The following is a 26,129-nucleotide window of genomic DNA, read 5'->3' as shown; positions in this document are numbered from 1 at the left end:
CCGCGGCGGACGCGCGGCGGTGCGCACAGCGCGTAGCCTTTTGGCAGTGGGCCGCGAACAGGCGGCCGTATTTCGCAGGTAGCAGGGTCTCGCAGTTCGCTGATCGCAGGTCGAAGCCCGGCTGAGTCTTGGAGGATGTTGTGCGTTTGCAGGTCGTCGATCACCCCTTGGTGGCGCACAAACTCACCACGCTGCGCGACAAGCGCACCGACTCCCCCACCTTCCGTCGGCTCGCCGACGAGCTGGTGACGCTCCTCGCGTACGAGGCCACCCGCGACGTGCGCACCGAGCAGTCCGACATCGAGACCCCGGTCGGCCCGACCACCGGCGTCAAGCTCTCGCACCCGCGCCCGCTGGTCGTCCCGATCCTGCGCGCCGGCCTCGGCATGCTGGACGGCATGGTCCGGCTGCTGCCGACCGCCGAGGTGGGCTTCCTGGGCATGGTCCGCAACGAGGAGACCCTGGAGGCCTCCACGTACGCGACGCGCATGCCCGAGGACCTCTCCGGCCGCCAGGTGTACGTGGTGGACCCGATGCTGGCCACCGGCGGCACGCTGGTCGCGGCGATCCAGGAGCTCATCAAGCGCGGCGCCGACGACGTGACCGCCGTGGTGCTGCTGGCCGCGCCCGAGGGCGTCGAGGTCATGGAGCGCGACCTCGCGGGCACGCCCGTGACGGTGGTGACGGCCGCGGTGGACGAGCGGCTCAACGAGCACGGCTACATCGTGCCGGGCCTGGGCGACGCGGGCGACCGCATGTACGGCTCGGCCGAGTAACACCCCTTCCCCCCGGGCGGGGGGATCAGCACTTCGCGGAGGGCGCGGGCGCGGGGTTGGCCAGGACGGCCAGCGCCTTGTCCGCGTCCTCCTTCGTGCTGAGCTCCTTGAAGGAGTCGCCGAGGATCAGGTCGATGTCGGTGCCCTCGCGGGCGTCGGTCTGGGTGGTGACCCCGGCGAGCTGGGTGCCGAGGACGGAGTAGGCGGCCTTGTCGGTCCGCGGGGAGCCGAGCAGTATCCCGGTGCCGGGGACCTTCTTGTCGAAGTCGGCGGGGGCGTTGCCGACGTGCCCGATGGCGAAGCCGCGCTTCTTCAGCTCGTCGCCGACGGCCTTGGCCAGGCCCGCGCGCGGGGTCGCGTTGTAGACGTTGACGGTGATCTGGCCGGGCTGCGGAAGGGCGACCGCCGGGGCCTTGGAGGCGGCGGGGCCCGCGTCGGGCGCGGTGGCGGGCTTCACGGCGTTCGCGGGCCGGGCGGAGGCCGTCGGGCAGTCCTTGGCGGCCGCCGCCGTCGTGCGCTTGCCCTGGTCGTCGCCGCCGAACACGTCGATGAGCTGCAGCGTCCCGTAGCCGAGCAGGACCAGGGCCACGGCGGATCCGAGCAGGGCGAGGACGATCTTCCGACGCCGCCGGGGGCGGCGCATACGGGGGTAGGCAGCTCCCGTTACGCGGTACTTTCCGCCCATGCCGGGGGGAGTGAGCATGCTCATGGGCGGCAGCGTAGTGCCGTACCGGAACGATGCCTACTAAATGATCTGCTGATCGGGAAAGGCAGACCCGAAAGGCGCAATCAGTCCATCTCGAGGACGCGTGCGTGCAGCACCTGGCGCTGCTGGAGGGCCGCGCGCACGGCGCGGTGCAGCCCGTCCTCCAGGTAGAGGTCGCCCTGCCACTTCACGACGTGGGCGAAGAGGTCCCCGTAGAAGGTGGAGTCCTCCGCGAGCAGGGTTTCGAGGTCCAGCTGCCCCTTGGTCGTCACGAGCTGGTCGAGCCGTACCGGGCGCGGCGCGACGTCCGCCCACTGCCGGACGCTCTCCCGGCCGTGGTCGGGGTACGGCCGCCCGTTTCCGATGCGCTTGAAGATCACACGGAAAGCCTACCGGGCCGGTGCCTCCGGGCGCAGCCTCGCGCTGTCGGTGCAAAAGTGGCAGACAGCGCTATTCCGGGAGGGATCCATGAGCCAGAACACCCACCCGGCCGTTCCGGCAGACCCGCCCGGACCGTCCGGTGCGCCCGATCCCGCCGTGGAGGCGATCGCCGCCGGGTACGCCTTCACCGGCCCCGCGCTCGACCTCGGGGCCCTGCTCTGGGGCGGCGAGTGCCTGCCCGGGCGGCAGATCCGGATCCCGCTGGGGATGCTCAACCGGCACGGGCTGGTGGCCGGGGCCACCGGCACCGGCAAGACCAAGACCCTCCAGCTGATCGCCGAGCAGCTGTCGGCGAACGGGGTCCCCGTCTTCCTCGCCGACGTCAAGGGCGACGTCTCCGGCATCTCGGCCCCGGGCGCGCCGAACGAGAAGACCGCCGCCCGGGCCGCCGAGGTCGCCCAGGAGTGGGAGCCCACCGGATACCCCGCCGAGTTCTACTCCCTCGGCGGGATCGGCCCCGGGATCCCCGTCCGCGCGACCGTGACCGCCTTCGGGCCGGTGCTGATGTCCAAGGTGCTCCAGCTGAACCAGACGCAGGAGCAGTCCCTCGGCCTGATCTTCCACTACGCGGACTCCAAGGGCCTGGAGCTGATCGACCTCAAGGACCTGCGGGCGGTCGTCGCCTTCCTCGTCTCCGACAAGGGAAAGTCCGAGCTGAAGGGAATCGGCGGACTCTCCACGGTGACCGCCGGAGTGATCCTGCGCGCCCTGACCGCATTCGAGCAGCAGGGCGCCACGGAATTCTTCGGAGAGCCCGAATTCGACACCAGCGAATTGCTCCGGACGGCAGCCGACGGCCGCGGAGTGGTCTCCGTACTGGAACTCCCGGCAGTTCAGGACAAACCGCAGCTTTTCTCTACATTCCTGATGTGGCTGCTCGCCGACCTCTACGGCGGACTCCCCGAAGTCGGCGATCTGGAGCGGCCCAAGCTGGTGTTCTTCTTCGACGAGGCGCACCTGCTGTTCAACGGGGCCTCGAAGGCGTTCCTGGAATCCGTCACCCAGACCGTCCGGCTGATCCGCTCGAAGGGGATCGGCGTCTTCTTCGTCACCCAGACCCCCAAGGACGTGCCGGCGGACGTACTGGCCCAGCTCGGCAACCGCGTCCAGCACGCCCTGCGCGCCTTCACCCCCGACGACGCCAAGGCCCTCAAGGCCACCGTGAAGACCTTCCCCAACTCCCCCTACGACCTGGAGGAGACGCTCACCGGACTCGGTACCGGCGAGGCCGTCGTGACGGTGCTCAGCGAGAAGGGCGCCCCGACCCCGGTCGCCGCCACCCGGCTGCGCGCACCGCAGTCGCTGATGGGGCCGATCGACGCCGCGGCGCTCGACCGGGCCGTCACGTCCTCGCTGCTGTACTCGCGCTACGCCGAGCCGGTCGACCGCGAGTCCGCGTACGAGAAGATCACCGCCGAACAGGCCGCCGCCGAGGCCGAGGCGGAGGCGGCCGCCGCGGCGGCGGAGGCCGAGAAGCAGGCCAAGCAGGCGGCGAAGGCGGCGCGCTCCGCCCCGAAACCGGAACCCTCCCTGGCCGAACAGGTCGTGGGGAGCGGGCTGTTCCGCTCCCTGGCGCGGTCGATCGGGACGCAGCTGGGACGGGAGATCTCCCGGTCGATCTTCGGGACCGCGCGCCGCCGCCGCTGAGCCGGGACGCCCGGAGCCCCCCTCCAGACGGAATCGAGCGAACCGGCTGTCGGCGGTGCGGCGGGCGCTGACAGACTCGGGGCATGCGGACCGAACTCACCGACACCACGTCCAGCAAGATAGGCCGGGCGCTGCTCGACGCCCGCCGGGCCGTTGGCAGCCCGACCATGGGGCTGGTGCTGACCCTCGTCGTCGTCACCGACGAGGAGAACGCCTACGACGCCGTGCGCGCGGCCTCCGAGGCCTCGCGGGAGCACCCGTGCCGGATCATCGCGGTGATCAAGCGGACCCACCGGGGCCCGGAACGGCGGCGCCGGACCCGCCTCGACGCCGAGCTGCGCGTGGGGTCGGACGCCGGGTCCGGCGAGATCGTGATCCTGCGTCTGCACGGCGACCTCACCGCCCAGGCCGGCTCGGTCGTGCTCCCGCTGCTGGTGCCGGACGCGCCGGTGGTGGCGTGGTGGCCGGCCGACGCCCCCGCCGACCCGGCCCGCGACGAACTGGGCCGGCTGGCGCAGCGCCGGATCACCGACGCGCAGGCGGCGCCCGACCCGGTCGGCGTGCTGGACGCGCGCGCGGCCTCGTACGCCCCCGGCGACACCGACCTCGCCTGGACCCGGCTCACGCCGTGGCGCTCGCTGCTGGCCTGCGCCTTCGACCAGAAGCCGCTGCCGGTGACCGCCGCGGCGGTGGAGAGCGAGCCCGACAACGCGAGCGCCGAGCTGCTGGCGCGCTGGCTGGGGGACCGCCTGGGCGTGCCGGTGGCCCGGGTGGCCACGGACGGGCCGGTGATCACCCGGGTCCGGCTGGAGACCTCCGCCGGCGAGGTGGTCGTGGACCGCCCCACCGGCTCGCTGGCCACCCTGGTGCTGCCCGGCTGGCCCGACCGCAAGGTCGCGCTCAAGATCCGCAGCACCGCCGAACTGATCGCGGAGGAACTGCGGCGGCTCGACGCCGACGAGGTCTACGCCTCGGCGCTGCGCGGCCGGGCGGCCCAGGCCTCGCTCTCGGCGTAGTGGTTGTCGTACACGGGCTGGCTGTCGATGATGTCCTGCACCGTCGCCCCGCCCGCGCGCACCCGGCCGAGCAGGCGGTAGTAGTCGAAGCGGGCCATGCCGGGGGTGAAGCCGACGAACACCTCGGCGGTGTGGCCCGCGGCCGGGGCGAAGGCGTGCTTCACGCCGGGGGCGATGCTGATGAAGTCGCCCTTGACGAGGGTGTGGACCTCGTCGCCGACGAGCACGTCGAGCCTGCCGTCGGTGACGTGGAAGAACTCGGTGGCCTTGGTGTGGAAGTGCACCGGCGCGCCGGCCGCTCCCACCTCGAAGCGCGCGGTGTTGCAGGTGAGCTCGGGGGTGTCGGTGAGCAGCGTGATGAAGCTGCCGGGGCCGTCGGAGATGACTTCGGCACCGGCGGCGCGGGTGAGGTTTTCGGTCATCCGGCCGACTCTACGGCCGGCCCCGGCCCGGCCGGCGGGGCGTGACGGACAGTCCGTCAGGTTCCCCCGCCGGCCCGGCCGCCGATCCGCTCCGGCCGCAGCTCCGGCCGGGCCTACGCGGAGTGCTTGGCGGCGGCCTTCTGCGCCTGCTTGTACGCGCGGACCTTCGCCAGGGACTCCGGGCCCGTGATGTCGGCCGCCGAGCGGTGGACGTTCGGCAGGCCGTAGCCGCCGGCGGCCTCGCGCCAGCCCTTCGGGCGGACGCCGAACCGCTTGCCCAGCAGGGCCAGGAAGATCTGCGCCTTCTGCTCCCCGAAGCCCGGCAGCGCCTTGAGCCGGGCCAGCAGCTCCGCGCCGCTCGCGGCGTCGGCCCACACGGCGGAGGCGTCGCCGTCGTAGTGCTCCACCAGGTACGCGCAGAGCTGCTGGATCCGCTTCGCCATGGATCCCGGGTAGCGGTGCACGGCGGGCTTCTGCGACAGCAGCGCGGCGAAGGCCTCCGGGTCGTGGGCGGCGATGGCGTGCGCGTCCAGGTCGTCGGTGCCGAGCCGCTGGGCGATGGTCCACGGCCCGGAGAACGCCCACTCCATCGGTACCTGCTGGTCGAGGAGCATGCCGGTGAGCGCGGCCAGCGGGCTGCGCGCGAGCAGGGCGTCGGCCTCGGGCTGCTGCGCGAGCCGGATGGTGATGTCGTCCATGCCCCCAGCCTCCCCCAGTGGGGGTCCCGGCGCCCGGTCGGCGCGCGATTGTCGGACCCCCCGCCTAGCGTGGGAGCGACAGGACAGGCACGTGTACGGACGGCACACGACACAGGAGTCGATCGACCATGGCTGAGTTCCCGGAAGGCGCCCCGTGCTGGGTGGACGCGATGTTCACCGACGTGGAGGGAGCCAAGGCGTTCTACGGCGACGTGCTGGGCTGGACCTTCGGCGAGGCCAGCAGCGAGTACGGCAACTACACGCAGGCCTACTCGGGCGGCAAGGCGGTCGCCGCCGTGGTGCCGCCGATGCCGGGCGGTGACGCCCCTTCGCAGTGGTGCCTCTACTTCGCCTCGCCGGACGCCGCGGCGACCGCGGAGAAGATCAAGGCGGCGGGCGGCGAGCTGATGATGGAGCCGATGCAGGTCGGCGCGTTCGGGACGATGGCGATCGCCAAGGAGCCGAGCGGGGCCGTCTTCGGCGTGTGGCAGCCCGGTGAGCACAAGGGCTTCGAGAAGCTCGGCGAGTCCGGTGCGTACGCCTGGGCGGAGGTCTTCACCCGGGACCCGGACAAGGCGGACGGGTTCCTGTCGAAGGTCTTCCCGTACGAGGCGCAGCAGATGGATCCGGGTGACGACCCGGAGGCGGCCGGGATGGACTTCAAGGTCTTCAGCGTCGGCGGCCCCGAGAACCCGGTGCTGGGCCGGATGCGGATGGGCGAGGAGTTCCCGCCGGAGATCCCCTCGTACGTACAGGTCTACTTCGCGGTGCCCGACTGCGACGAGGCGGTCGAGAAGACCAGGAAGCACGGCGGGCAGCTGCACTTCGGGCCGATGGACAGCCCCTTCGGGCGGTTCGCGGCGGTCACCGACCCGCAGGGGGCGGCGTTCGCGGTGATCGACCTGTCGACGACGGCCGGGGAGATGCCGAGCTTCGGCTAGACGTCCGCTTCGCCCCCCGGTCAGCCGTTCCGGGGGCCGGGGAGCGGGCGGCGGCCGCGCCGGAGGGCTGCCCAGAGGGCGCCCAGGGCCATGGACTGCACGAGGGCCGCGGCGACCAGCGCGCCGACGGAGAACCAGAGCGGAGGCTTGGACTCGCCCCAGAGCAGCATGCCGGCGGGCAGGGTGGCGAAGGAGGAGGGGGCGGTGAAGAGGGCGGGCCAGACCCAGATGAAGCCCGGGTCCTGGCCGAACAGGGAGACGCCCGTGGCGACCGCCATGGCACCGGCGACGACGGTGAGGTAGACCGCCGAGGCGGGATTGGCGAAGGCCAGGCGTATCAGCGTGCGCTTGTTCATCGGTGCTCCCTGGGGCGTGGTGTGCCTCCAGGGTCGTCCCGGCCGGGCCCGGTGTCGTGAGTATCCGTACCCAATCGCACTCGGTACGGCCCCGGTTGCGGCGGCGCGGGCCGGGCGGGACCGCCGTCGGCGACCGCGTCCGTGCAGGAGCCGCAGAGGCCGGGGACGGGGCTGCGGAAGGCGCGGTCGCACCGGTCGCAGGTCTGGAAGGGGTCGGGCGGTACGTGTGCCGCCCTGCGGAACGCGGGGGCCAGTTCCGGGGGTTCCTGGACGCCGAGGCGGTGGGCGATCAGTCCGCCGGGGTTGAGGACCGGGTCGGGGACGTTCGCCGTCAGCACGGAGACGATGGCTTCCCCGGTCGCCCCGCGCCGCATCCAGACCTCGACGCCGGGGGCGAGCCGCTCGATGTCCCGCCGGCCGAGCAGCAGGCGGTGGTCCGTGCGGCGCAGCTCGGCGAGCAGGGCGGCGGCGGCCCGGCGTTCCGCGGAGGGCTCCTCGGCCACCGGCGCCGGTTCCGGTTCCGGTTCCACGGCGGGTTCGGGCTCGGGGGCCGGGGGCCCGGCGGGCGGTCGCTCGGCGCGGGCCGTGGTGGCGGTGGCCTTGGGGTGGTTGTAGGACACCGTACGGGTGACGATCCGCCCGTCCGGCAGCTGCTCGCGGAAGCGCTTCAGGTAGCCGTGCGCCTCCAGCTCGCGCAGTGCCGCCGAGATCCGGATCTCCCCCTCCGGCACCCGTTTGACCAGCTCCTTGATGCTGACCGGCGTGCCGGGACGCAGCGACTGGATGTACGCGCCCAGTCCCCGGGCGGTCAGCGAGAGCGCAGGGTTCTGGAGCAGGTGGTTCCCGACGACGGTGTACCGGGACGTGTGACGGACGTTGGAGTGATGAACGCCGTACGTCGCGTGCGCGCGCACGCTAGGGTGCTGGAGAGCCATCGGGAAGCGTCTACTTCCTACTTGGTCAGGCCCTCGTCCGGGATTGCCGTCCCGGCGGGGGCCGCTTCGTGTCTGGGGTGGTCGGGGCGAGCATATGCCCGGCAACCGGTCCGGATTCCAGTCGAGTTGGCCTTGTTCACTCCTGCGGGTGAGGCGCCCCGGCGGGGAGGGCTGGGTGGGTTGGGCAAGGTGCTTTCCCCCGGTACTGCGGAGCAAAAGAAACGTACGGTCCCACCGGCCCGCGGTTTCCCGCGGGCCGGTGACCGGGGCCGGAAGGGCGTCAGCGCGGGGGCAGTTGGTCGTACGTCCTGAAGGTGTACAGCGCGGACAGGGTGATCGAGTTGCCGGTCTGCGCGGGCAGCCCGAGCCGGTCGTTCAGTACCTTCCCGAGCGGCCCGCAGCCCTCGGCGGCCGGCACCGCGAAGGAGTCGTCGGAGGCGGCGAACTTGATCACCGGCGGGTCCGTCGAGATGCGCTCGGACTTCCCGACGCGCTTCAGCCGGAGCTCGACGGGCGCGTCGCCCGCGCCGATGACGCAGCCCTGCGGGAGCAGCGGGCTCAGCACGCGGTAGCGCACCGTGAAGAGGCCCATGTCGTTGCCGACGGTGTAGAAGTCCGAGCGCCCGCCGTACTCCGGCTGGACGGAGAGCCCGAGCACCGGGCTGCGGTCGCCGCCGGGGGTGCCGAACAGCCCGCCGGGGACGGCGGTCGGCCCGCTGCGCAGCGCGCCCCAGACCTGGCCCTTGCTCCCGTCGGGCATCGGGCCCTCGGCGTGGGTGACGGTCATCGGGGCGAACTCCGGCAGGGTGCGGTTGCCGAGCGTCAGGGACCCGGTGGCGGTCATGACCTCGCACTTCCACTGCGCCGCGTCGACTCCGGCGGGGATGGCGGGGCAGTCCGTGAAGTCGTACGAGGGGGCGGGCGCAGGGGCGGGCGCGGGTGCGGCGCTCGCGGTCCCGGCGACGGCGACGGTGAGGGCGGCGGCGAGGCCGAGTCCGGCGGCCGTGCGGCGGAGGAAGGCGTTGGTCTGCATGTCCCCAAGGTGCCGTCCGGGCCACCCCACGGGTCACCGGGAAAGCCCCGGGCCCACCCTGACGCACCCCTGAGGCACCGTCAGGGACGTTCTGCGAGGAGCCTGAGGGCCGCGCGGCGCGGGAGGAGCCGGACCGCCCTGGTGGCGCCGGTGACCAGGGCGCGGGTCACCGCTCCGCCTTCGGGGCCGTGGCGGGCGCGTAGAGGAAAGAGAAGCGTTCCATCACGTTCTGCCGCCGGGTGTTGTGGAAGGCGGCGATCCGCCAGACGCCGTCGGTGTCGCGCACCAGCGTGTACGTCTGGACCTTGGACAGCTCGCGGGCGGCCGGCTCGTCGCCGCCGTAGTCGTCCCCGCGGCCGGTGAGGACGGCGACGTCCTTGGTGAGGAAGCGCATGTCCAGGTAACTGGCCGCCAGCCGGGTGTCCTTGACGAACTCCCGGAAGAGCGCCCGGTGGCCCTCGGTGATGTCCGCGCGGCCCTCGTAGTGGGTGCCGACGTACGTGGTGTAGGTGCCGTTCTCGGTGAACTGGCGGCCGTACGCGTCCGCGTCCCCGGCAGCCCAGGCGGCGGTGAGGGCGTCGATGGTGGCGCAGACGGCCTCGCCGTCGGCGCGGTCGGCGGTGGCCGGTATGACGTCGGCGCAGGCCGCGGCGCCGGTGCGGTGCACCTCGGAGGTGGCGTCCAGGTAGAGGTAGGCGGCTGCGGTCCCCAGGGCGAGGGCGGCGGCGGTGGCGAGGGCGGCGCGCTTGAGGGTCTTGGTGTTCACGGTGATGGTGCCTCTCGGATCGAAGGGTTCGTTCGGACGGGGCACTGCGGGGCACGGCGCGGCTGCTGCAGATTGACTACACTGGTGCAGTAACTGCATGCATGCATTATCTGCACGCGTGCAGATAATTGGCAAGGGGAGAGGTGTGGGCATGACGGAACGGGACGAACGCCGGCTGGTCTTCCGGGATTACGTCGACGCCGTGGGGCTGCACGGCATGGCGGGCGCGGAAGCCGCGGGGCTCCAGGCGTCCGAGTGGTACGCGCTCAGCCGGATCACCCTGGCCGGCGGGCTCACCTCGGGCGAACTCGCCGCCGGCACGGGACTGACCACGGGCGCGACCACCCGGCTGATCGACCGGCTGGAGCGCGCGGGCTACGTGCGCCGGACCGCCGATCCGGCCGACCGGCGCAAGGTCGTGGTGGAGGCCGTACCGGGAGCGCTCGCGGAGGTCGAGGCGGCGGTCGGCCCGGCGCGCCGCAGGATCGCGGAGGTGCTGGCCTCGTACGCGCCGGAGGAGCAGGCACTGCTCTTCGACTACTTCGCGCGGGCCGCCCCCGCCTTCCGTGACGCGACGGAGGAGATCCGCGCCGCGACGCGGGAGCGGTAGGGGCCGCCCGCGGGGGCCGGCCGGGGGGTCACTCGATGAAGAGGCTCCGGCCGTGGCCGATCGCCAGCTGTCCCGGGAGGATCGCCTGCACCACGCGGCCGTCGCATGCCGGGCCGCTCCACACCCATGCCACCCCGTCCGTGAAGTTGACGACCTCCGACGGGGCGAAGTCGCCCAGCGGGAAGCAGCCGCTGGGGTTGCCGTTCGGCGCGCCGTCGATGAACAGGATCCCCTGGGCCGCATGCGCCGTGCTCGGGGTCGCCAGTGCCAGTGCCGCCGCGGCCGCGCACGCCCCGAGCAGCCTCGCCGTCCTCCGCGTGATCGCCTTCGTCCGCATCGTTCCGCCTCGTTCCTCTCGTCCGACCTGCTGTCATGACCGAGGGTAGGGAGGAGTTACGTTCCGTGACACGGCGTGTGGTGGTGAAGGAGGGGCGTGCGGTGCGCGGGCGGCGTGCGCTCAGACCCCGGCCAGCGCCGGGACGTTCAGCGTGCCGAACCACACGTGCGTGACCGCGCTGACGTAGCGGGCCCCGCAGCGGTCCGAGGGGACCACCAGCTGGCTGCCCTGGGCGTCGAGTTCCTCGCCGTCCAGCCGGGTGGCCAGCAGGACCGGGCTCCCGCAGAAGTCGTCGTCCAGCTCCGCCCAGGACAGCACCGTGTGGTGCCCGTCGCCGCCGCTGACCGCGAGGAGGTAGCGGCTGCGGTCCTTGCGGCGCCGGGCGTCGAAGACCGGGCCGGCGCCGGAGACGACGTCCCGCAGCAGCGCGCCCTCGAAGACGTGGTGCTGCGGGCCGTTCGTCGCGCAGTCGAAGGTGACCTCCGCCCGGTGCCGCGGCCACTCCCGCAGGTCGGAGACGGTGAGGAGGGCCGGGTGGTCGAGGTCGCCGTGCAGCAGGAGTGAGGACATGGAGCACTCATGCCCTGCCGGACCGGTAGTGGAACCTCAGCTGCCAGGTTGGGAGGGTCATATGAGCCGCATCTGTGTGATCATTCGTCGGTTCCGCCTTGCAGCTTCCGGTTGATTGCCCGCCAAACCACATCACGTGTCACCGGCATCTCGGTGAAGCGGATCCCCGTCGCGTTCCGCAGCGCGTTGGCGAACGCCGGGGCCACCGGGTTGAAGGGGCTCTCGCTCATGGACTTCGCGCCCAGCGGGCCGATCGCGTCCGAGGTCTCCATGAAGTGCACCTCCGTGCGCGGCACGTCCGCGTACTGCGGGAGCCGGTAGCGGCGGAAGGCGGCCGTGGTGACCTCCCCGCGCTCGTCCACCCGTACCGTCTCGAAGAGGGTCGCGCCCAGGGCCTGGGCCACACCGCCCTCCACCTGGCCCCGGCACTGCATCGGGTTCATGACCTTGCCCGCGTCGGCCGCGTGCACGCTGCGCAGGATCTTCATCTCGCCCGTGTCCGGGTCCACGGCCAGCCGGAACCACTGGGCGTTGAAGGCGACCGAACGCGGGGAGCCGCCCCAGTGCCCGTCCGCCGCGACCTCATCCAGCGCGCCCTTGTCGTACGCGGCCTCGTACAGCTCCTTGAGGGTGAGGACGCGGCCCGCGCAGTCGAAGGACTCGGCCCCCAGCACGCACAGGTGCCGGGCCACGCCCGTGTGCCGGGCCGCGAAGGTCTTGAGGCGCTCCGCGAGCGAGTTCGCCGCCAGCATCACCGCCTTGCCGGCCACCACCGTGCCGGCCGAGCCGAACGCGCCGGTGTCGTGGCGGACCACGTCCGTGTCGGACTGGCGGACCGCGATCCGGTCGACCGTGGTGTTCAGCGCACCGGCGGTGATCTGCTTGTGGACGGTGGTGGTGCCGTTGCCGAACTCCGCCGTGCCCACCGCGATGTCGTACGTGCCGTCGCGCAGCAGGCTGACCCGCGCGTCGGCGAAGTGGCCGCCCGGGGGGCCGGTCGCGATCATGGCGACCGCCGAGCCGGTGCCGGTCAGCCAGCCCTCGGGGACGTCCTCGTGGCTGCGGTCCTCGGCCTCGGCCCGGCGGACGATGTCCATGCACTGCTTCATCCCGTAGGAGGCGATGAAGAGGTCCTCCTCGTGGCCGATCGGGGTCACCAGGTGGTCGCCGGCGCCGATGACGTTCTTCTCGCGCAGCACCAGCGGATCCATGCCGAGCCGGATCGCGAGCTCGTCCATCGACGATTCGACGGCGAAGAGGACCTGGCCCAGGCCGTAGCCGCGGAAGGCGCCCGCGGGCACGCCGTTGGTGTAGACCGAGTACGCCTCCACCTCCTTGTTCGGCGCCTTGTACTGGGCGAAGGACTCGCCCGCGCTGTGGAACATGACCGCCGGGCCGTGGTTCCCGTAGGCGCCCGTGTTGGAGAGGATCCGGATGCGCAGCGCGGTGAGCGTGCCGTCGGCCTTGGCCCCGATCTTGACGGTGATCTTGAACGGGTGGCGGGTGGTGGCGCCGTAGAACTGCTCGGCGCGGGTGAACTCCAGCTTCACCGGGCGCCGCAGCTTCAGGGCGGCGAGGACCACGATGTCCTCGGTGAGCATCTCCTGCTTGCCGCCGAACCCGCCGCCCACGCGGCCCGCGACGACGCGGACCTCGTCCTCGCCGAGGCCGTACAGGGCGCACAGCGCCCGCCGGGTGAGGAAGGGGGCCTGGGTGGAGGAGCGGACGGTGATGCGTTCGCCGTCGCCGTCCTCCTTGGGCTCGAACCAGGCGACGCTGCCGTGGGTCTCCAGGCTGGCGTGCTGCACGCGCTGGGTCCGGAAGGTCTCCTCGTAGACGACGTCCGCCTCCGCGTACCCCTGCTCCATGTCGCCGATCGTGCCGTGGACCTCGCCGCACACGTTGTTCTCGGCACGGAAGATCCCGGACTCGGGGCCCTTGGGGTGGATGACGGGCGCGCCCGGGAGCATCGCCTCCTCCGGGTCGATGACGTACGGGAGCTCCTCGTACGTGACGACCACGCGGCGGCAGCCCTCCTCGGCCGCCTGCTCGCTGTCGGCGACCACGGCCGCCACGCGCTGGCCGACGAAGCGGACCACGTCGTCCAGGACGCGGGTGTCCATCGGGTCTTCGGTGGGGTGCTCGTGGCGGGCGGAGGAGTACAGGTGGTCGGGGGCGTCGTGGTGGGTGAGGACCGCGTGCACGCCGGGGACCTGGAGGGCGTCGCGGGTGTCGATGGCGACGATGCGGGCGTGCGGGTGCGGGGAGCGCAGCAGCTTCATGTGGAGCAGCCCGGGCACCTCGACGTCGAAGGTGTAGCGGGCGGTGCCGGTGACGACCTGGGGTCCGGCCGGGGCGCCCGGGCTGCGGCCGACGGCCTGGCCGGCCTCGGGCTCCTCGATGTGCTTGACCCCGCGCACGGCGTCCTCGATGGCGCGGTAGCCGGTGCAGCGGCAGATGTTGCCCTTGAAGGCGCGCGGGAGGTCGTCGAGCTTGCCGTCGTCGTGGGCGGTGCCCTGCTCGGCCTGGAGGGCCGCGGTGGTCATCAGGAAGCCGGCCGTGCAGAACCCGCACTGGAAGCCCTGGGCGTCGAGGAACTGCCGCTGCGCAGGGTGGAGCTCGCCGCCGTGCCGGGCGAGGCCCTCGACGGTGGTGACGGAGCGGCCCTCGGCGCGGACGGCCGGGTAGAGGCAGCTGTGCACCGGCTGCCCGTCGACGTGGACCGTGCAGGCCCCGCAGTCGCCCTGGTCGCAGCCCTTCTTCACGCCGAACCAGCCGCGCTCGCGCAGATAGGTGCGCAGGCACTGGCCGGGGCGCGGCTCGTCCTCGAAGCGGCGCTCGTTGATCTCGATCGCGTAGCTCATCGGGAAGCCTCCTCCAGGGTGAGTTCGCGGCGGATCTCCTCCGCCTGCCGTAGTGCCATGTGCCGCCGCCACTCGGGCAGGCCGTGGATGTCGTCGAACCACTCCTCGGGCCGGACGGCGTCGTCGATGGCCGCCCGCAGCCCTTCGGCGGTGGGCGGCAGCGCGAACCAGAAGCGGAACGGTCGGGTGGTGGCCGCGGAGACGGTGACGGCGAGGGAGCCGTCCTGCGGGTCGAGGGCGCCGATCACGAGGGAGCCGGAGCGGCCCAGCCCGTAGAGCGAGGCCTGCCGGAAGGCCGTACGGGTCTCCAGGGCGCGGGCGGGGATCCGTACCGAGCGCAGCAGCTCCCCGTCGCGCAGGTCCTTGACGCCGGCCCCGCGGATGAAGTCGGTGACGGGCATCCGGCGGGTGACCCCGTCCTGGCCCTGGAGGAGGACGGTGCCGTCGAGGGCGGCGGTGAGGGAGATCATCGGGCCGGCGGGCAGGCCGTTGCAGAGGTTCCCGCCGACCGTGGCCATGTTCCAGATCTTGAAGCTCGCCAGGAAGGCGCGGCAGCACTGCTCGATCAGCGGGGCGGCGGTGGCGGACAGGGTCCGGCCGAAGCGGGACAGCTCGGTGATGGTGCAGGTGGCGGCGATGTCGAGGGCGCCGTCCGGCTGCCGGGTCAGGGACTCCCACCCCATCCGCGACAGGTCGAAGAGGCGACGGACGTGCGGCTGGGGCTCGGAGAAGAGGTACGTGCCGCCGCCGAGCCAGGCGTCGCCGGGACGCCAGGGTTCGCGGCGGCGCGCGTCGCGCACGTCGAGCACCGTGTTGAGGTCCATTTCGCGCCACCAGCCTTCCTGCCATCGGGGTTCACCTCAGTGAAACAACGGCGGAGGGGGCGGGACGACTGGTCCCGGCCACGGAAAGGATCCAGCCGCCGAGGGCCGCTCTTGGTGAATCAACCAAGAGCTATAGGCGGCCAGCAGCCTTGCATTTACGATGGCATTTCTCGTATTCACCTCGCGAATGTGGGAAACCCCCACCGCAAGGAGTCCCCATGCACGTCCTCGACCTGCTCCAGTCGGACAACCTCGGCCTCACCCTGCTCTGGGGCGAGGAAGCGCTTCTCGGCCAGGAGATCAGCGGTGTCACCTCCACCGACCTGGAGGACCCGGGCCGCTTCCTCGGCCCCGGCGAGCTCGTACTGAGCGGGCTCGTGTGGTGGGCGGAGGGCGAGCCGGGCAAGGCCGACCGCTTCGTCTCCGCCCTCGCCGAGGCCGGTGCCACCGCCCTCCTCGCTGGCGAGGAGACCCACGGGCGGGTCCCCGACGAGCTGGTCGCCTCCTGCCGGGCCCACCGGATGCCGATCGTGGCCGTCCCGGGGCGCACCAGCTTCCGGGCCGTCACCGAAGCCGTGTACCTGCGCCAGTGGGGCGACCTCAGCCGCCGCCCGACCCGGCCCTTCGCCCTCCCCGAGAACGTGCGCGCCGAGCTCAGCCGGCTGCTGGAGGGCGGCGCCGGACCCGCCGAACTGCTGGACCGGGCCTGCGCGCACCTGGGCAAGGTGGCGTGCTACCTGCTGACCGCGAGCGGGCGCACGGTGGCCCGTACCCCCGCCGCACCGGCGGTGCCCGCACAGCGGGCGGCCGCCCCCGCGCGGGGCGGGCTCACCCTGCGCGTCGAGGCCGACAGCTCCCCGTACGACGCCTGGCAGCTGCACGTCCCGGACGCCGACGCGGCCCCGCCGCGGGTGCTGCACGAGATCGCCGAGGTCCTCGCCCAGTACCGCGAGGGCCGGGAGCGCCGCGACACCGCCGCCGCGCGGGCGGCCGGGCAGGCCCTGACCGGGCTGCTGTCCGGCCCGGCGGAGCCCGACCCGGTGGCGCTGGAGGAGGCCCTCGCCGCGGCCGGACTGCCCGCGGGCGGCCCGTACCGGGTGCTCGCGGCCACCTCGGGGGCGGCCCTGGCCGAGGCGCTCGCCCACCTGGAGGGGGTTCCCTGGGCGGCGGGCGACACGGCCGCCGTGCTGTACGAGGACCCGGACGGCGGCGTGGACGTCGCCGCCGAGCTGCGCGCCCTGTGGCCGCTGCTCCAGGCCTGCGGGGCCCCGGAGGCGGACCTGCGCCTCGGCGCGGGCGCCCCGGCCGCGGGGCCGGAGGGCCTGCGCGCCTCCCTCGGCCAGGCCCGCTTCGCCCTGACGGCGGCCGCCGAGGGGGAGGCCCGGGTGCGGGCGGTCGAACAGCTGGACACCCTCGCGGAGCTGCTGTCGGGGGTGCCGGGAGAGGTCCGCTCGGTGTTCGGGACGGCGACGCTGGGCGCGCTGGGGGACGGCATGCTGCGGGAGACCCTGGAGGTCTTCCTGGCCAACAACTGCTCGTGGGCCCGTACGGCGGAGGCCCTCCACCTGCACGTCAACACCGTGCACTACCGGATGGAGCGGGTCCAGGTCCTGACGGGCCGTGACCTCTCGCGCCTGGACCACAAGCTCGACCTGTACGCGGCGCTGCTCTGCCGGTAGCGGGCGCTACAGCGGGAGGTCGACGTGGACCTCCGTCGACTTCACCCGGGCGGTGACGCTGACGCCGACCGCGATCCCGAGCTCCTCCACCGACTCCCGCGTCACCACCGAGACGATGCGGTGCGGGCCCGACTGGATCTCCACCAGGGCCGCGACCTCGTCGACCCGTACGCCGGTCACGATGCCCGCGAAGGCGTTGCGCACGGAGGTGGCGGCGGTCCGGCCGGCCACGGGGTGCAGCCCGGCGGCCCGCTGCGTGGCGAAGGCGGCGAGCGCCGCGCCGTCGACGGACCGGGTGCCGTCGGGGGCGCGCCGCGAGGGCAGCCGGCCGGCGTCGGCCCAGCGGCGGACGGTCTCGGGGCTCACGCACAGCAGGCCCGCGGCCTGACCGATCGAGTAAGACGGCACGCACGCAGCTTAGGCCGTGCCCCGCGCTCCGCCGCGGGGGCGCGGGGCGGTGGGGGCGGCGGGGGCATAGGGCGGGCCTATGGGCCCATCGGCCCGGGGGTCCTACCGGGCGGCGGCGGCCCGGCCGAGGGTGGTGTCGAGAGCCTTCCGATGAAGCAAGGACACCATGTACACCCTCCTGTTCCTCCTGATCTCCCTCTGCGTCTGGGCGGTGCTGCGCGACTGGCCGCGCAGGTCACGGCTGTTGCTGTGGGCCGGGACGCTGGCGCTCACCACGCTCGCGTTCCTCCCCCACCTCGACCGCGCCTTCGGCCTGAGCTTCTGAGGAGGAGCCCGACATGACCGCCACCACCGCAACCCCCACCCCCACCCCCACCCCCGTCACCCTTCCTCCCGCCCGGCTCCCGCACCGCCTCGGACTCTGGTTCGCCCACGCCTACGTGCTGGGCATGTGCGCCACCATCGGCGGCGCGTACGTCTTCCAGTTCGGCCTGTGGGAGTACCCCTGCCCGATGTGCCTGCTCCAGCGGATGTTCATGCTGCTCAGCGCACTCGGACCGGCGATGGTCATCGCCCGCTCGCGCAAGGGCGCGGTCGGCACGGCCGAGTTCGCCTCCGGGTGGGGCGTCGCGATCGTCTCCGCGCTGATCGGCAGCACCGTCTCCGCCTCGCAGGTCCTGATGCACATCGTGCCCCCGGACCCCGGCTACGCGGGCGCCCTGTTCGGCCTGCACCTCTACACCTGGGCGGCGATCACCTTCCTGCTCGCCGTCCTCGCGGCGGCCGTGAACCTGGTCCTGGCCCACTGGTCCCAGCCCCTGGGCGCGGCCCAGGCATCGCCGGCCCTGCGCCGCGCGGCCGGCTTCACCCTGGCGGTCCTGGCCTTCTTCGCGGTCAGCAACCTGGTGGCCTGCCTCCTCCTCCAGGGCCTGCACTGGCAGATGCCCGGGGACCCGACCTCCTACCGGCTCTTCACCGATCTGCTGTGAGGTTGCGGGTCATCCGCTCCAGGACGCCGACGGCGGTCCGGTACTCCTCCGGGGAGATCCCGGCCGCCGCCCGCTCACGGAACGCGTCGACGCGCTGCGCCACCCGCTCCAGCCGGGCGCGTCCCCCGGCGGTCAGTACGAGGCGGTCCGGCTCCGGCCGGGCCGCCCAGCCGCCGTCGAGGACCGCCGCGATGGCGGAATCCAGCGCGGCGGGCGGGGCGTTGGCCGCGAGGGCGGTCCGTACGGCGGCGTCGCCGGCCGCGGGGTCGTCGCGCAGGACGTTCAGGACCTGCCAGCCGAGGCGGGTGAGCCCCGACTCGGCCAGCAGGGCGTCCATGGCGGTGGTGAGGGCCCGGTCGGTGCGGTTCAGCCAGTAGCCGATGGGCTTCACGACGCCGCTCCCCGGCCGGCGAAGGCGGCGGCGTTCTCGCGGGCCCACTGCGCGTAGGTGCGGGCGGGGCGGCCGAGGAGGGTCCCGGTGGTGTCGGCGACCGTGGCAGGGCCGTGGTTCGCGGCCTCCCACAGGTCGAGCAGCGAGGCGGCCATCGGCGCGGGCATGTGGGCGGCCATCTGCCGCTCGGCCTCGGCACGGGTGATCCGCTCGACGGGGATCTCGCGGCCGACGGCGTCGGCCAGGACCGCGAGCTGTCGGCGGAAGGTGAGGGACTCGGGGCCGGTCAGGGTGAGCCGGCGACCGGTGAGGGAGTTTCCGGTGAGGGCCTCGAAGGCGATGTCGGCGATGTCCTCGGGGTGGATGGGCGCGAGGTGCGCGTCCGGGTGGGGGAGCTGGACCGGCAGCGACCGGCCGATGGCGTAGGCCCAGCCGAAGGAGTTGCTGGCGAAGGCGTCCGGGCGCAGGAAGGTGCAGGTCAGCGCGGAGGCGTCGAGGGCGCGCTCGACCGTGAGGCTGTGCCGGGCGAGCGGGTCGTGCGCGGCGCCGGGAGCGAGGACGGAGGACGAGGACAGCAGGACGACGTGCTCGACCCCGGCGGCCCCGGCGGCCTCGATCAGCTCGTGGATGCCGGCGGGCTCGGGGTAGAGGAAGACCCGGCGCACGCCGTCCAGCGCGGCGGCGAAGGTCCCGGGCCGGTCGAGGACGAGCTCGCTGCTCTCGACGCCGTCCGGAACGGTGAGCAGGTCCGGGCTCGCGCTGGCGGCGCGGACGGCGAACCCGGCGGAGTGCAGGCGGGCGACGACGGCCCGGCCGACCTTGCCGCGGGCGCCGGTGACGAGGGTGGTCATGAACTGCTCCATTCATTGACTTCAAACATATGCATGCTCACACGCACACGTTTTCAGGTCAACACATGCTTGCGAGAACCCACGAATGTACGATCGGGGCATGACGAAGCAGCGGGCGGACGCGGGTGACGAGGAACTGCTGAACGCCGTGGGCCCGGCGTTCGGGAAGCTGCGGCGCTCCTCCCTCCTGGAGGTCGAGAACCCGATCTCGCAGAAGGACCTCGGCCGGACCCTGGTCCTCAACGTGGTCCTGGAGCTCGCTCAGGACGGCACCCGCGAGGTCACCGTCGGCGGCGTGGGCGCCCATCTGGGCACCGACCCCTCGGTAGCCAGCCGCATGGTCTCCGACTGCATCTCCGCCGGCTACCTGGTCCGCGCCGCCTCCCAGCAGGACGGCCGCCGCACGGTCCTCCACCTCAGCCCCGGGGGCGAGGAACTGATGGCCCGCTTCCGCCGGCACCAGCGCTCGGCCTTCGAGTACGTCACCGCCGACTGGAGCGACCGCGACCGCCTGGACTTCGCCCGCCTGATGCTCAAGTACGTGGCGTCCCAGGACTCCCTCCGCCACCGGGCGGGCTGACCCGCCCGCCGCCGGGGCCTCGCCGCGAGCGGACCCGCGGAGTGAGGGGACGAAGGGGCGGGATGGAAAACGCCGAAGGGCCGGACCGCTTTCGCGGTCCGGCCCTTCGAGCTGGCGGCGGAGGATACGAGATTCGAACTCGTCAGGGGTTGCCCCCAACACGCTTTCCACATGTTCGCCGCGGGTCACAATCGTCCTGACCTGCGGCGGAGCGCCTCGAATTCCTCAGTCCGAACGGACCCGGACGGAGGCGAATGCAACCAGAACTGCAACCACCGGGCGACTACTTACGGCCCTCCGGGCCGTACCACTGGACGGGCTGGCCGGTTACTGCGGCGATGCATTCGAAGTCGCGGTCACAGTGCAGGAGGGTGAGTCCCTGCAATTCGGCAGTCGCGGCGACGACGAGGTCTACCGCACCGGCGCTGCGGTGCTTGCCTTGCTTGGTGAGGGCCTCCTGGACCTGCCAGGCCCGGTCGTAAGCCCGGTCGTCGACCGGAACCCAGCCGAAGAGCAGCCGCATGTCCTCGATGCCGCGTGCCCGGTCGGCAGCCGATCGGGCGCTGTAGAAGAACTCCAGCTCCGTGATGGGGCACGTGGCGATCAGGCCGGCGGCCGCCGCCTGGTCCCACCCGTACTGCTCTGCGTCACCCCGCATGAAGCGGGCGAGGGCGCTGGTGTCGATCAGGTAGAGAGCGGCGTTCACCGTCGGTAGTTCCGCTTGTCCTCGAAGAGTGTCAGATCGAACGCGCCTTCGTCGGCCGCGGCGCGCAGGCGGGTCAGGGCCAGCGCCCGCCGCCTGTTCTCCAGCACCTCGCGCAGCGCTGTGTTGACCGTCTCCTTCTTCGTGCTGGTCCCCAGGGCTTTGGCTACGTCTGCCACCAGCTCGTCATCGAGGTCAATCACCGTCCGGCTCATGTGCACCTCCGTATATCAACTATGGAAACAAATATACCTCCTATAGTTCATCGATGTCATGGGTTCACATCGGCATGACGCCGTGGATGCGGGAGAGCGTGAAGACGCGTTCGGCTTCGCGCAGGTGACACCAGGCTTCCAAGTAGGGCGGGTCGAGTTCCAGGCTGCTCAAGGTGCGGACGGTGCGACTGCCCGAGGTGGCGACGTACTCGACCGTGATGGCGATGCCGGCGTCGATGGCATGGGCGAGTTGGCGGACGTCGCTGTACGCCAGGTGCTTCGTGTATCCAGCGACGATCTCCTCGGTGTCCGTTCCGAAGGGGACGCCGCTGCCGAAGGGGTCGGGTTCCGGCGCGGTGGGTGGTGCGGTCAGCAGCCGGGCGGCCAGGACATCCATGTCGGCGGTGGCCAGGACCGTCGATGTGCGGACAGCCGTGCGTCGGTTGCCGCGCTTGTCACCGGTCCTTCGAGGGGCCGGAACAGGAGCGGCAGCCCGCTGGGGCTGGGCCTTCTCGATGCGTACGGTTCCGTCGGCGCTCTCGGCGACGGGGGCGTAGCCCTCGGCGCGGAGAGCGGCGAGGGTTGTGTCGAGCGGGCTGCGGCTGATCAGCACCGTGGGCGCGAGCTGTCGCAGGCCGAGTTCGGCGAGCTTTCGGTGGGCGGCGAGCTCTGCGAGGAGCGCAGGCTCCTCGCCGTGGATGACGCAGGCGGCGGGGGCGATGCGCACGCGGCCGTGGCTGCGGGCGGTGTCTGCGATGAGATAGGAGAGGGGCTGGGGCAGGGGCCCGGAAGTGACGGCGGCCAGGTCGGCTGTGAGGCCGTCAGGCGAGTGTCCGGCATCCAGGGCCCGGCGGACGCTGCCGGTACTGAACCGCCACACCGAGGCCGTGCCGCTGGTCTCGCGGTCGGCGACGGAATCCAGCAGTGCGGCGAGTGGCGCCGATGGCGTGCCCGTGACGACAGCGGTGAGGTCAGCGCCGATCCGGGCTGTTCGGGTAGCCGTGGGCAGGAGCCGCCGGCACGTGGTGGCCAGTCCTGTCGGGTCGTCTTCCATCAGGGCGGTACCGAGGGGAGACAGTGCGCCACGAGCGAGTGCGCCGAGCAGCTCGGCTTCGCGGATCACTGCGGCGAACGGTGTCCCGTCCTGGGGTGACGAGTCGGCGAGTGGGCGCTGCCAGGCCACCAGCGGACCCAGGTCAGAGCCGGTGGTCGCGCCGTGTCCCGCCGGGAGCTGTGCCGCCGCGTGGAGCAACCCGTGCCGGGCCTGCAGGCAGCCACCGCAGGGAGGTGCTCCAGCGAGGGCGGGGAGCGCCTTGTTGTCCTCGTCGCGTGCCTGGGTCGGGGTGAGCGCCAGGTTGTGCCATGCGTGGAGCAGTGCGGTGAGCCGTTCGGCGGGCTCCTGGTCCGCCCAGACGTCGTATGCCTCGGTGGGTACCACGCGGTCATGGTCCCGGCCCAGCAGTCCGGCCGCGTAGGCGGTCTCCAGGGTGAGGCGTACGACGGCGTCTTCGGCCTGGGCGGCCTTGCCGATCCGGGCCAGTTCACGGGCACCGATCCCGCCGGATTTGAGTCTGGCCGGCGGAGACGCGGAACAGACGGCCAGAACCGACGCGGCCTGGGCTGCGAACGCCGTGGCCGCGGCTGCGGCCTCCCGTTCCACTTCGGCGGAGCCGATGGGCACCGACTGCGTGGGAGGCGGAAAGGGATCGAACGGGGCGTGCCACGTCGGCCCGCGCAGTGCCAGCGCGACTTCAACGGGCATGCGTGCGGGGCCGTACCGGTGGCGATCCACGATCAGGAGTCCCCGGTCGAGTGCCCATCGCGCGCCGGGTTCGAGGTCGGGGTCGGGTGACCCGAACATGATGAACTGCCGCTGCACTGCGGTGGAGTCCGCTCGGCGGGCGAGCAACTCCTGGGTGATCGCGGGTGCCCGTGCCACGACTTCGGCGACGGCTCCCGGGTCGCTGTGGTGTTCTACCAGGGCCGCCAGCCGCTGCTGCTTGGTGCTCGGCGGCTTGATGCCGAGTGCCACCAGCATGGCGCGCAACTCCTCCGAGGCAGCGCCTGCCAGCAGTTTCTCCAGAGGGGAGTCCAGCCCCAGAGGTGCCTCCCACGCCTGCCGCAGGGGAGAGGCCATGCGGAGTGCTCCTGCGCCGTCCGGCCACACCAGGGCGTGATCGGCCAGCTCCTCCAGCGTGAAGTCCAGACCGCGAGCGGCTTCGCCGTCCGCTGCTCCCAGCAGCTTCGCCAGGTCGTCGCGTGACGCCGGTCCGCCCAGGGCCGCCAGCGCCTCGGCCGCTTGCAGGCACGGCAGCGTGAGTGGCGGCAGGGTGAGTGCCACCGACCCCGGGCGTTGGAGGCGGTCCGCCAGCTCCCCCACCGTGCGCGGTTCTGGAGCCGCCGCCGCGTCCTTCCGCGTGGCGAGTACGCGTGCCAGGCGCGGAGCGCCGAGCGAACCCAGCCAGGCTGCCAGCGTTGATCGGGACTCCATGGGGCACCTCGTCGGACCGGGCAGCCGCACCGGAACGGCCCCGGCGCAGAGCCAAGCATGGTGCATACGCCCACGGCGCGGGTGACGAACGGGAGCGGTTCCTCCCTCGGGGAGTGTGTTTCACGGGCAGGGCTGTGCGAGCCTTGAAATGTCCCGATTGGGGCGATGTAAATGCAACCGGAACTGCAACCAGGGCATGCAGAAGAGCCGGACCGCAATCAGCGGTCCGGCTCTTCGTTTCGCCTGTTCAGGCGGCTGCGGAGGATACGAGATTCGAACTCGTGAGGGGTTGCCCCCAACACGCTTTCCAAGCGTGCGCCCTAGGCCTCTAGGCGAATCCTCCGCCGCAAACAATACAAGACGTTGAGGGGTGCTCGCGAACACGATCCGGGCCGGGGGTCCCGATCGGATCCGGGGAGGGGTCCGGCTCGATTCCGGGGGCCCGTATCCGCTAGGGTGGGGCCCAGCCCCTCACGTGGCGCTATCTCACCCAACTCCCCCAGGGCCGGAAGGCAGCAAGGGTAAGTGGGCTCTGGCGGGTGCGTGAGGGGCGCTTTGCGTTCTGGTGGCGTTGGCGGGCCGTTGTTGTCGGTGGGCCCGGATAACCTCGTAGACGTGTCGTCCCTTGCGCTGTACCGCCGCTATCGCCCCGAGTCGTTCGCCGAGGTCATCGGGCAGGAGCATGTCACTGCCCCGCTGATGCAGGCCCTGCGGAACAACCGGGTCAATCACGCGTACCTGTTCAGTGGCCCGCGCGGCTGCGGCAAGACGACCAGCGCGCGCATCCTGGCGCGCTGCCTCAACTGTGAGCAGGGTCCCACTCCGGATCCGTGCGGCGAGTGCCAGTCCTGCCGCGACCTCGCCAGGAACGGTCCGGGGTCCATCGACGTCATCGAGATCGACGCCGCCTCGCACGGTGGCGTCGACGATGCGCGCGATCTCAGGGAGAAGGCCTTCTTCGGGCCCGCGTCGAGCCGGTACAAGATCTACATCATCGACGAGGCCCACATGGTCACCTCGGCGGGCTTCAACGCCCTGCTGAAGGTGGTCGAGGAGCCGCCGGAGCACCTCAAGTTCATCTTCGCGACCACCGAGCCCGAGAAGGTCATCGGGACGATCCGCTCCAGGACGCACCACTACCCGTTCCGGCTGGTGCCGCCCGGGACGCTGCGCGAGTACCTCGGCGAGGTCTGCGGGCGCGAGGGGGCCAAGGTCGAGGACGGCGTGCTGCCGCTCGTCGTGCGGGCCGGCGCCGGGTCCGTGCGCGACTCCATGTCCGTCATGGACCAGCTCCTCGCCGGTGCGGGAGAGGCTGGTGTGACGTATGCCATGGCCACCTCCCTGCTCGGGTACACCGAGGGGTCGCTGCTGGATTCGGTTGTCGACGCTTTCGCCGCGGGGGACGGGGCGGCCGCGTTCGAGGTCGTCGACCGGGTGGTCGAGGGCGGGAACGACCCGCGCCGGTTCGTCGCCGACCTGCTGGAGCGGCTGCGCGACCTGGTGATCCTGGCCGCCGTGCCCGACGCCGGGGAGAAGGGGCTGATCGACGCCCCCGCCGACGTCGTGGAGCGGATGCAGGCCCAGGCGTCGGTGTTCGGTGCCGCCGAGCTCAGCCGTGCCGCCGATCTGGTCAACGCCGGGCTGACGGAGATGCGCGGGGCCACCTCGCCGCGCCTCCAGCTGGAGCTGATCTGCGCCCGGGTGCTGCTCCCGGCCGCCTTCGACGACGAGCGCTCCTTCCAGGCCCGGCTGGACCGGCTGGAGCGCAGCGGGCCCCCCGCCGCCGCCTTCGCCGCGCAGGCCGCGCCGCCCGCCATGGGCTACGTCCCCGGCCCGGAGGCGCACGGCATGGCCCCGGCCGGTCCCGGCGGCGGGGTCGCCGCCGCGCGTGCCGCCGTACGGGGTCCTGTGGCCGAGCCGGGTCCGGTGGCGGAGCCGGCTCCCGTCCAGGCCCCGGCGCCCGTGCCGGCTCCGGCGCCGGCCCCCGTCCAGGCCCCGGCCCCCGCGCCCGTCCAGGCCGCCGCGCCGGCGCAGGCGCCCGGTGCGTGGCCCGGTGCCGCGCAGCCCGGCAGCGGGGCGCCCGCACCCGGCGCCTGGCCCGGGGCCCCGGCCCCGGCCGCTCAGGCCGCCCCGGCGGCTCCCGCGGCAGGGGCGTGGCCCAGCGCCGCGATGCCCGGCAGCGGAGCCCCGGCCGCCCCCGCGCCCGTCCAGGCCGCCCCGGCGGCCCCCGCGCCCGTGCCGGCGGCCGCCGCGCCCTCCGCCGAGATGTCGGCCGGGGCCGGACAGGTCCAGGCGATGTGGCCCGGCGTCCTGGAGGCCGTCAAGAACCGCCGCCGCTTCACCTGGATCCTGCTCAGCCAGAACGCCCAGGTCACCGGCTTCGACGGGACCACGCTCCAGCTCGGCTTCCCCAACGCCGGAGCGCGCGACAACTTCGCGAGCAGCGGCAGCGAGGACGTCCTCAAGGCGGTCCTGGCCGAGCAGTTCCAGGTCAACTGGAAGATCGACGCCGTGGTCGGCGGCGGCGGTGGCGGAGCGGCCCCGGCCGCGCCCTCCTCGTACTCGTCCTACTCGGCGCCGGCCGCCCCCGCCTACAGCCCGCCCCCGGCGGCCCCGCAGGCCCCGCCCGCCGCGCCGCAGGTCCAGCAGGCCCCGCAGCCGCCCGCGTACCAGCCGCCGCAGGCGGCCGCCGCACCGCAGCCGCCCGTCCATCAGGCGCCGCCGCCGGTCGCCCCCGAGGACGACGTGCCGGAGGAGGACGACCCGGACCTCGTCGACAGCGCCCTGACCGGACACGACCTGATCGTGCGCGAGCTCGGAGCGACCGTTGTGGAGGAATACACGAACGAGTAGCCCCCGCTGATTGGGTGGCCGCACGAA

At 72.8% G+C, this 26,129-nt stretch carries 28 protein-coding genes, 1 tRNA gene and 1 other RNA gene; 11 read left to right on the top strand and 19 right to left on the bottom strand.

Annotated features, from left to right (window positions below):
- Positions 1-140: 140 nt before the first annotated feature.
- On the top strand, positions 141-776 hold the full coding sequence (gene upp / locus ACIPW5_RS17385; RefSeq protein ID WP_401245497.1) for a uracil phosphoribosyltransferase: 636 nt from the start codon (positions 141-143) through the stop codon (positions 774-776).
- Between the two features lie 25 nt (positions 777-801).
- Here the strand turns inward: upp and ACIPW5_RS17380 are convergent, their stop codons facing one another.
- A complete protein-coding gene (locus tag ACIPW5_RS17380) occupies positions 802-1,485 on the bottom strand; it encodes a LytR C-terminal domain-containing protein (RefSeq protein WP_401245495.1) in 684 nt (227 codons plus the stop codon).
- An 80-nt stretch (positions 1,486-1,565) separates the two neighbouring features.
- Positions 1,566-1,862 carry a type II toxin-antitoxin system VapB family antitoxin gene (locus tag ACIPW5_RS17375; protein WP_007265358.1) on the bottom strand — a complete coding sequence of 99 codons (297 nt, stop codon included), beginning with the start codon at positions 1,860-1,862 and terminating at the stop codon, positions 1,566-1,568.
- Between the two features lie 88 nt (positions 1,863-1,950).
- Between ACIPW5_RS17375 and ACIPW5_RS17370 the strand changes: the two genes are divergently transcribed.
- Positions 1,951-3,570: a helicase HerA-like domain-containing protein gene (locus ACIPW5_RS17370; protein WP_401245493.1), complete on the top strand. Its 1,620-nt coding sequence runs from the start codon at positions 1,951-1,953 to the stop codon at positions 3,568-3,570.
- Positions 3,571-3,653: 83 nt separating this feature from the next.
- Entirely contained in the window at positions 3,654-4,586 is a 933-nt protein-coding gene (gene opcA, locus ACIPW5_RS17365) for a glucose-6-phosphate dehydrogenase assembly protein OpcA (RefSeq protein ID WP_401245491.1), read from the top strand.
- On the opposite strand, the gene ACIPW5_RS17360 is transcribed toward opcA, so the two are convergent.
- Positions 4,535-5,008: a cupin domain-containing protein gene (locus tag ACIPW5_RS17360; protein WP_401245489.1), complete on the bottom strand. Its 474-nt coding sequence runs from the start codon at positions 5,006-5,008 to the stop codon at positions 4,535-4,537. The two genes, opcA and ACIPW5_RS17360, sit on opposite strands and share 52 nt — an antisense overlap.
- Positions 5,009-5,121: 113 nt before the next feature.
- The gene (locus ACIPW5_RS17355; protein ID WP_401245488.1) at positions 5,122-5,706 is read right to left on the bottom strand and encodes an HhH-GPD-type base excision DNA repair protein; all 585 of its coding nucleotides are present in this window, start codon (positions 5,704-5,706) and stop codon (positions 5,122-5,124) included.
- A gap of 128 nt (positions 5,707-5,834) precedes the next feature.
- Here ACIPW5_RS17355 and ACIPW5_RS17350 point away from each other — a divergent pair, with 128 nt between their 5' ends.
- Positions 5,835-6,647 (top strand): VOC family protein, encoded by an 813-nt coding sequence (locus ACIPW5_RS17350; protein ID WP_401245486.1) that lies wholly within the window; start codon positions 5,835-5,837, stop codon positions 6,645-6,647.
- A gap of 20 nt (positions 6,648-6,667) precedes the next feature.
- Here the strand turns inward: ACIPW5_RS17350 and ACIPW5_RS17345 are convergent, their stop codons facing one another.
- The 4 genes from ACIPW5_RS17345 to ACIPW5_RS17330 form a co-directional block, all read right to left on the bottom strand.
- On the bottom strand, positions 6,668-7,003 hold the full coding sequence (locus tag ACIPW5_RS17345; RefSeq protein ID WP_401245484.1) for an SCO4225 family membrane protein: 336 nt from the start codon (positions 7,001-7,003) through the stop codon (positions 6,668-6,670).
- Positions 7,000-7,917 carry a helix-turn-helix domain-containing protein gene (locus ACIPW5_RS17340; protein ID WP_401245482.1) on the bottom strand — a complete coding sequence of 306 codons (918 nt, stop codon included), beginning with the start codon at positions 7,915-7,917 and terminating at the stop codon, positions 7,000-7,002. Before ACIPW5_RS17340 ends, ACIPW5_RS17345 begins: the two co-directional genes overlap by 4 nt.
- A 301-nt stretch (positions 7,918-8,218) precedes the next feature.
- On the bottom strand, positions 8,219-8,971 hold the full coding sequence (locus tag ACIPW5_RS17335) for a hypothetical protein (protein WP_401245480.1): 753 nt from the start codon (positions 8,969-8,971) through the stop codon (positions 8,219-8,221).
- A 166-nt stretch (positions 8,972-9,137) separates the two neighbouring features.
- Positions 9,138-9,737: an SgcJ/EcaC family oxidoreductase gene (locus ACIPW5_RS17330; RefSeq protein WP_401245478.1), complete on the bottom strand. Its 600-nt coding sequence runs from the start codon at positions 9,735-9,737 to the stop codon at positions 9,138-9,140.
- Positions 9,738-9,888: 151 nt separating this feature from the next.
- Here ACIPW5_RS17330 and ACIPW5_RS17325 point away from each other — a divergent pair, with 151 nt between their 5' ends.
- The gene (locus ACIPW5_RS17325; RefSeq protein ID WP_401245477.1) at positions 9,889-10,347 is read left to right on the top strand and encodes a MarR family winged helix-turn-helix transcriptional regulator; all 459 of its coding nucleotides are present in this window, start codon (positions 9,889-9,891) and stop codon (positions 10,345-10,347) included.
- A 28-nt stretch (positions 10,348-10,375) separates the two neighbouring features.
- On the opposite strand, the gene ACIPW5_RS17320 is transcribed toward ACIPW5_RS17325, so the two are convergent.
- From ACIPW5_RS17320 to ACIPW5_RS17305, 4 genes are all read right to left on the bottom strand, one after another.
- Positions 10,376-10,684, bottom strand: coding sequence for a hypothetical protein (locus ACIPW5_RS17320; protein WP_401245475.1), 309 nt, complete (start codon positions 10,682-10,684; stop codon positions 10,376-10,378).
- A 120-nt stretch (positions 10,685-10,804) separates the two neighbouring features.
- Positions 10,805-11,254: a molybdopterin-dependent oxidoreductase gene (locus ACIPW5_RS17315; protein WP_401245473.1), complete on the bottom strand. Its 450-nt coding sequence runs from the start codon at positions 11,252-11,254 to the stop codon at positions 10,805-10,807.
- 80 nt (positions 11,255-11,334) lie between these two features.
- A complete protein-coding gene (locus tag ACIPW5_RS17310) occupies positions 11,335-14,118 on the bottom strand; it encodes a molybdopterin-dependent oxidoreductase (RefSeq protein WP_401245471.1) in 2,784 nt (927 codons plus the stop codon).
- Entirely contained in the window at positions 14,115-14,942 is an 828-nt protein-coding gene (locus tag ACIPW5_RS17305) for an FAD binding domain-containing protein (protein WP_401245469.1), read from the bottom strand. The genes ACIPW5_RS17310 and ACIPW5_RS17305 overlap by 4 nt, the downstream gene beginning before the upstream one ends.
- A gap of 218 nt (positions 14,943-15,160) precedes the next feature.
- On the opposite strand from ACIPW5_RS17305, the gene ACIPW5_RS17300 reads away from it, so the two are divergent.
- Complete coding sequence (locus ACIPW5_RS17300; RefSeq protein WP_401245467.1) at positions 15,161-16,621, top strand: PucR family transcriptional regulator; 1,461 nt, start codon at positions 15,161-15,163, stop codon at positions 16,619-16,621.
- A 6-nt stretch (positions 16,622-16,627) separates the two neighbouring features.
- Here the strand turns inward: ACIPW5_RS17300 and ACIPW5_RS17295 are convergent, their stop codons facing one another.
- Positions 16,628-17,029 carry a molybdopterin-binding protein gene (locus ACIPW5_RS17295; RefSeq protein ID WP_401245465.1) on the bottom strand — a complete coding sequence of 134 codons (402 nt, stop codon included), beginning with the start codon at positions 17,027-17,029 and terminating at the stop codon, positions 16,628-16,630.
- Positions 17,030-17,195: 166 nt separating this feature from the next.
- Between ACIPW5_RS17295 and ACIPW5_RS17290 the strand changes: the two genes are divergently transcribed.
- Positions 17,196-17,354, top strand: a complete 159-nt coding sequence (locus ACIPW5_RS17290; protein ID WP_401245463.1) for a hypothetical protein — start codon at positions 17,196-17,198, stop codon at positions 17,352-17,354.
- 13 nt (positions 17,355-17,367) lie between these two features.
- Positions 17,368-18,018 (top strand): disulfide bond formation protein B, encoded by a 651-nt coding sequence (locus ACIPW5_RS17285; protein WP_401245461.1) that lies wholly within the window; start codon positions 17,368-17,370, stop codon positions 18,016-18,018.
- Here ACIPW5_RS17285 and ACIPW5_RS17280 read toward each other — a convergent pair.
- Both ACIPW5_RS17280 and ACIPW5_RS17275 read right to left on the bottom strand, forming a co-directional pair.
- Positions 18,002-18,409, bottom strand: a complete 408-nt coding sequence (locus ACIPW5_RS17280; RefSeq protein WP_401245459.1) for a MarR family winged helix-turn-helix transcriptional regulator — start codon at positions 18,407-18,409, stop codon at positions 18,002-18,004. The genes ACIPW5_RS17285 and ACIPW5_RS17280 overlap by 17 nt on opposite strands.
- Positions 18,406-19,260: an NAD(P)H-binding protein gene (locus ACIPW5_RS17275; RefSeq protein ID WP_401245457.1), complete on the bottom strand. Its 855-nt coding sequence runs from the start codon at positions 19,258-19,260 to the stop codon at positions 18,406-18,408. The genes ACIPW5_RS17280 and ACIPW5_RS17275 overlap by 4 nt, the downstream gene beginning before the upstream one ends.
- Positions 19,261-19,360: 100 nt before the next feature.
- On the opposite strand from ACIPW5_RS17275, the gene ACIPW5_RS17270 reads away from it, so the two are divergent.
- Positions 19,361-19,840, top strand: a complete 480-nt coding sequence (locus ACIPW5_RS17270) for a MarR family winged helix-turn-helix transcriptional regulator (protein WP_401245456.1) — start codon at positions 19,361-19,363, stop codon at positions 19,838-19,840.
- A 283-nt stretch (positions 19,841-20,123) separates the two neighbouring features.
- On the opposite strand, the gene ACIPW5_RS17265 is transcribed toward ACIPW5_RS17270, so the two are convergent.
- From ACIPW5_RS17265 to ACIPW5_RS17250, 4 genes are all read right to left on the bottom strand, one after another.
- The gene (locus ACIPW5_RS17265) at positions 20,124-20,546 is read right to left on the bottom strand and encodes a PIN domain nuclease (protein ID WP_401245454.1); all 423 of its coding nucleotides are present in this window, start codon (positions 20,544-20,546) and stop codon (positions 20,124-20,126) included.
- The gene (locus ACIPW5_RS17260) at positions 20,543-20,758 is read right to left on the bottom strand and encodes a type II toxin-antitoxin system VapB family antitoxin (RefSeq protein WP_079428878.1); all 216 of its coding nucleotides are present in this window, start codon (positions 20,756-20,758) and stop codon (positions 20,543-20,545) included. The genes ACIPW5_RS17265 and ACIPW5_RS17260 overlap by 4 nt, the downstream gene beginning before the upstream one ends.
- A gap of 64 nt (positions 20,759-20,822) precedes the next feature.
- Positions 20,823-23,249, bottom strand: coding sequence for a helicase-associated domain-containing protein (locus ACIPW5_RS17255; RefSeq protein ID WP_401245453.1), 2,427 nt, complete (start codon positions 23,247-23,249; stop codon positions 20,823-20,825).
- A gap of 258 nt (positions 23,250-23,507) precedes the next feature.
- Positions 23,508-23,592, bottom strand: a tRNA-Ser gene (locus tag ACIPW5_RS17250).
- A gap of 119 nt (positions 23,593-23,711) precedes the next feature.
- On the opposite strand from ACIPW5_RS17250, the gene ffs reads away from it, so the two are divergent.
- Positions 23,712-23,810, top strand: an RNA gene (gene ffs, locus ACIPW5_RS17245) — signal recognition particle sRNA small type.
- A 54-nt stretch (positions 23,811-23,864) separates the two neighbouring features.
- The gene (locus ACIPW5_RS17240) at positions 23,865-26,102 is read left to right on the top strand and encodes a DNA polymerase III subunit gamma and tau (RefSeq protein WP_401245451.1); all 2,238 of its coding nucleotides are present in this window, start codon (positions 23,865-23,867) and stop codon (positions 26,100-26,102) included.
- Positions 26,103-26,129: the final 27 nt, after the last annotated feature.

The organism is Streptomyces sp. NPDC090077 (assembly GCF_044747545.1).
In the GTDB taxonomy this organism is placed as follows: Bacteria; Actinomycetota; Actinomycetes; order Streptomycetales; family Streptomycetaceae; genus Streptomyces.
This window is presented reverse-complemented; position numbering and strand designations above follow the sequence as displayed.

Excerpts from the sequence above, each read along its gene's own strand:
- ACIPW5_RS17310 (WP_401245471.1), bottom strand. The coding sequence starts at position 14,118 with ATGAGCTACGCGATCGAGATCAACGAGCGCCGCTTCGAGGACGAGCCG.
- ACIPW5_RS17350 (WP_401245486.1), top strand. The coding sequence starts at position 5,835 with ATGGCTGAGTTCCCGGAAGGCGCCCCGTGCTGGGTGGACGCGATGTTC.
- ACIPW5_RS17345 (WP_401245484.1), bottom strand. The coding sequence starts at position 7,003 with ATGAACAAGCGCACGCTGATACGCCTGGCCTTCGCCAATCCCGCCTCG.
- ACIPW5_RS17315 (WP_401245473.1), bottom strand. The coding sequence starts at position 11,254 with ATGTCCTCACTCCTGCTGCACGGCGACCTCGACCACCCGGCCCTCCTC.
- ACIPW5_RS17305 (WP_401245469.1), bottom strand. The coding sequence starts at position 14,942 with ATGGACCTCAACACGGTGCTCGACGTGCGCGACGCGCGCCGCCGCGAA.
- ACIPW5_RS17335 (WP_401245480.1), bottom strand. The coding sequence starts at position 8,971 with ATGCAGACCAACGCCTTCCTCCGCCGCACGGCCGCCGGACTCGGCCTC.
- ACIPW5_RS17360 (WP_401245489.1), bottom strand. The coding sequence starts at position 5,008 with ATGACCGAAAACCTCACCCGCGCCGCCGGTGCCGAAGTCATCTCCGAC.
- ACIPW5_RS17285 (WP_401245461.1), top strand. The coding sequence starts at position 17,368 with ATGACCGCCACCACCGCAACCCCCACCCCCACCCCCACCCCCGTCACC.
- ACIPW5_RS17270 (WP_401245456.1), top strand. The coding sequence starts at position 19,361 with ATGACGAAGCAGCGGGCGGACGCGGGTGACGAGGAACTGCTGAACGCC.
- ACIPW5_RS17355 (WP_401245488.1), bottom strand. The coding sequence starts at position 5,706 with ATGGACGACATCACCATCCGGCTCGCGCAGCAGCCCGAGGCCGACGCC.
- ACIPW5_RS17320 (WP_401245475.1), bottom strand. The coding sequence starts at position 10,684 with ATGCGGACGAAGGCGATCACGCGGAGGACGGCGAGGCTGCTCGGGGCG.
- ACIPW5_RS17290 (WP_401245463.1), top strand. The coding sequence starts at position 17,196 with ATGTACACCCTCCTGTTCCTCCTGATCTCCCTCTGCGTCTGGGCGGTG.
- ACIPW5_RS17275 (WP_401245457.1), bottom strand. The coding sequence starts at position 19,260 with ATGACCACCCTCGTCACCGGCGCCCGCGGCAAGGTCGGCCGGGCCGTC.
- ACIPW5_RS17380 (WP_401245495.1), bottom strand. The coding sequence starts at position 1,485 with ATGAGCATGCTCACTCCCCCCGGCATGGGCGGAAAGTACCGCGTAACG.
- ACIPW5_RS17325 (WP_401245477.1), top strand. The coding sequence starts at position 9,889 with ATGACGGAACGGGACGAACGCCGGCTGGTCTTCCGGGATTACGTCGAC.
- ACIPW5_RS17260 (WP_079428878.1), bottom strand. The coding sequence starts at position 20,758 with ATGAGCCGGACGGTGATTGACCTCGATGACGAGCTGGTGGCAGACGTA.
- ACIPW5_RS17300 (WP_401245467.1), top strand. The coding sequence starts at position 15,161 with ATGCACGTCCTCGACCTGCTCCAGTCGGACAACCTCGGCCTCACCCTG.
- ACIPW5_RS17370 (WP_401245493.1), top strand. The coding sequence starts at position 1,951 with ATGAGCCAGAACACCCACCCGGCCGTTCCGGCAGACCCGCCCGGACCG.
- opcA (WP_401245491.1), top strand. The coding sequence starts at position 3,654 with ATGCGGACCGAACTCACCGACACCACGTCCAGCAAGATAGGCCGGGCG.
- ACIPW5_RS17255 (WP_401245453.1), bottom strand. The coding sequence starts at position 23,249 with ATGGAGTCCCGATCAACGCTGGCAGCCTGGCTGGGTTCGCTCGGCGCT.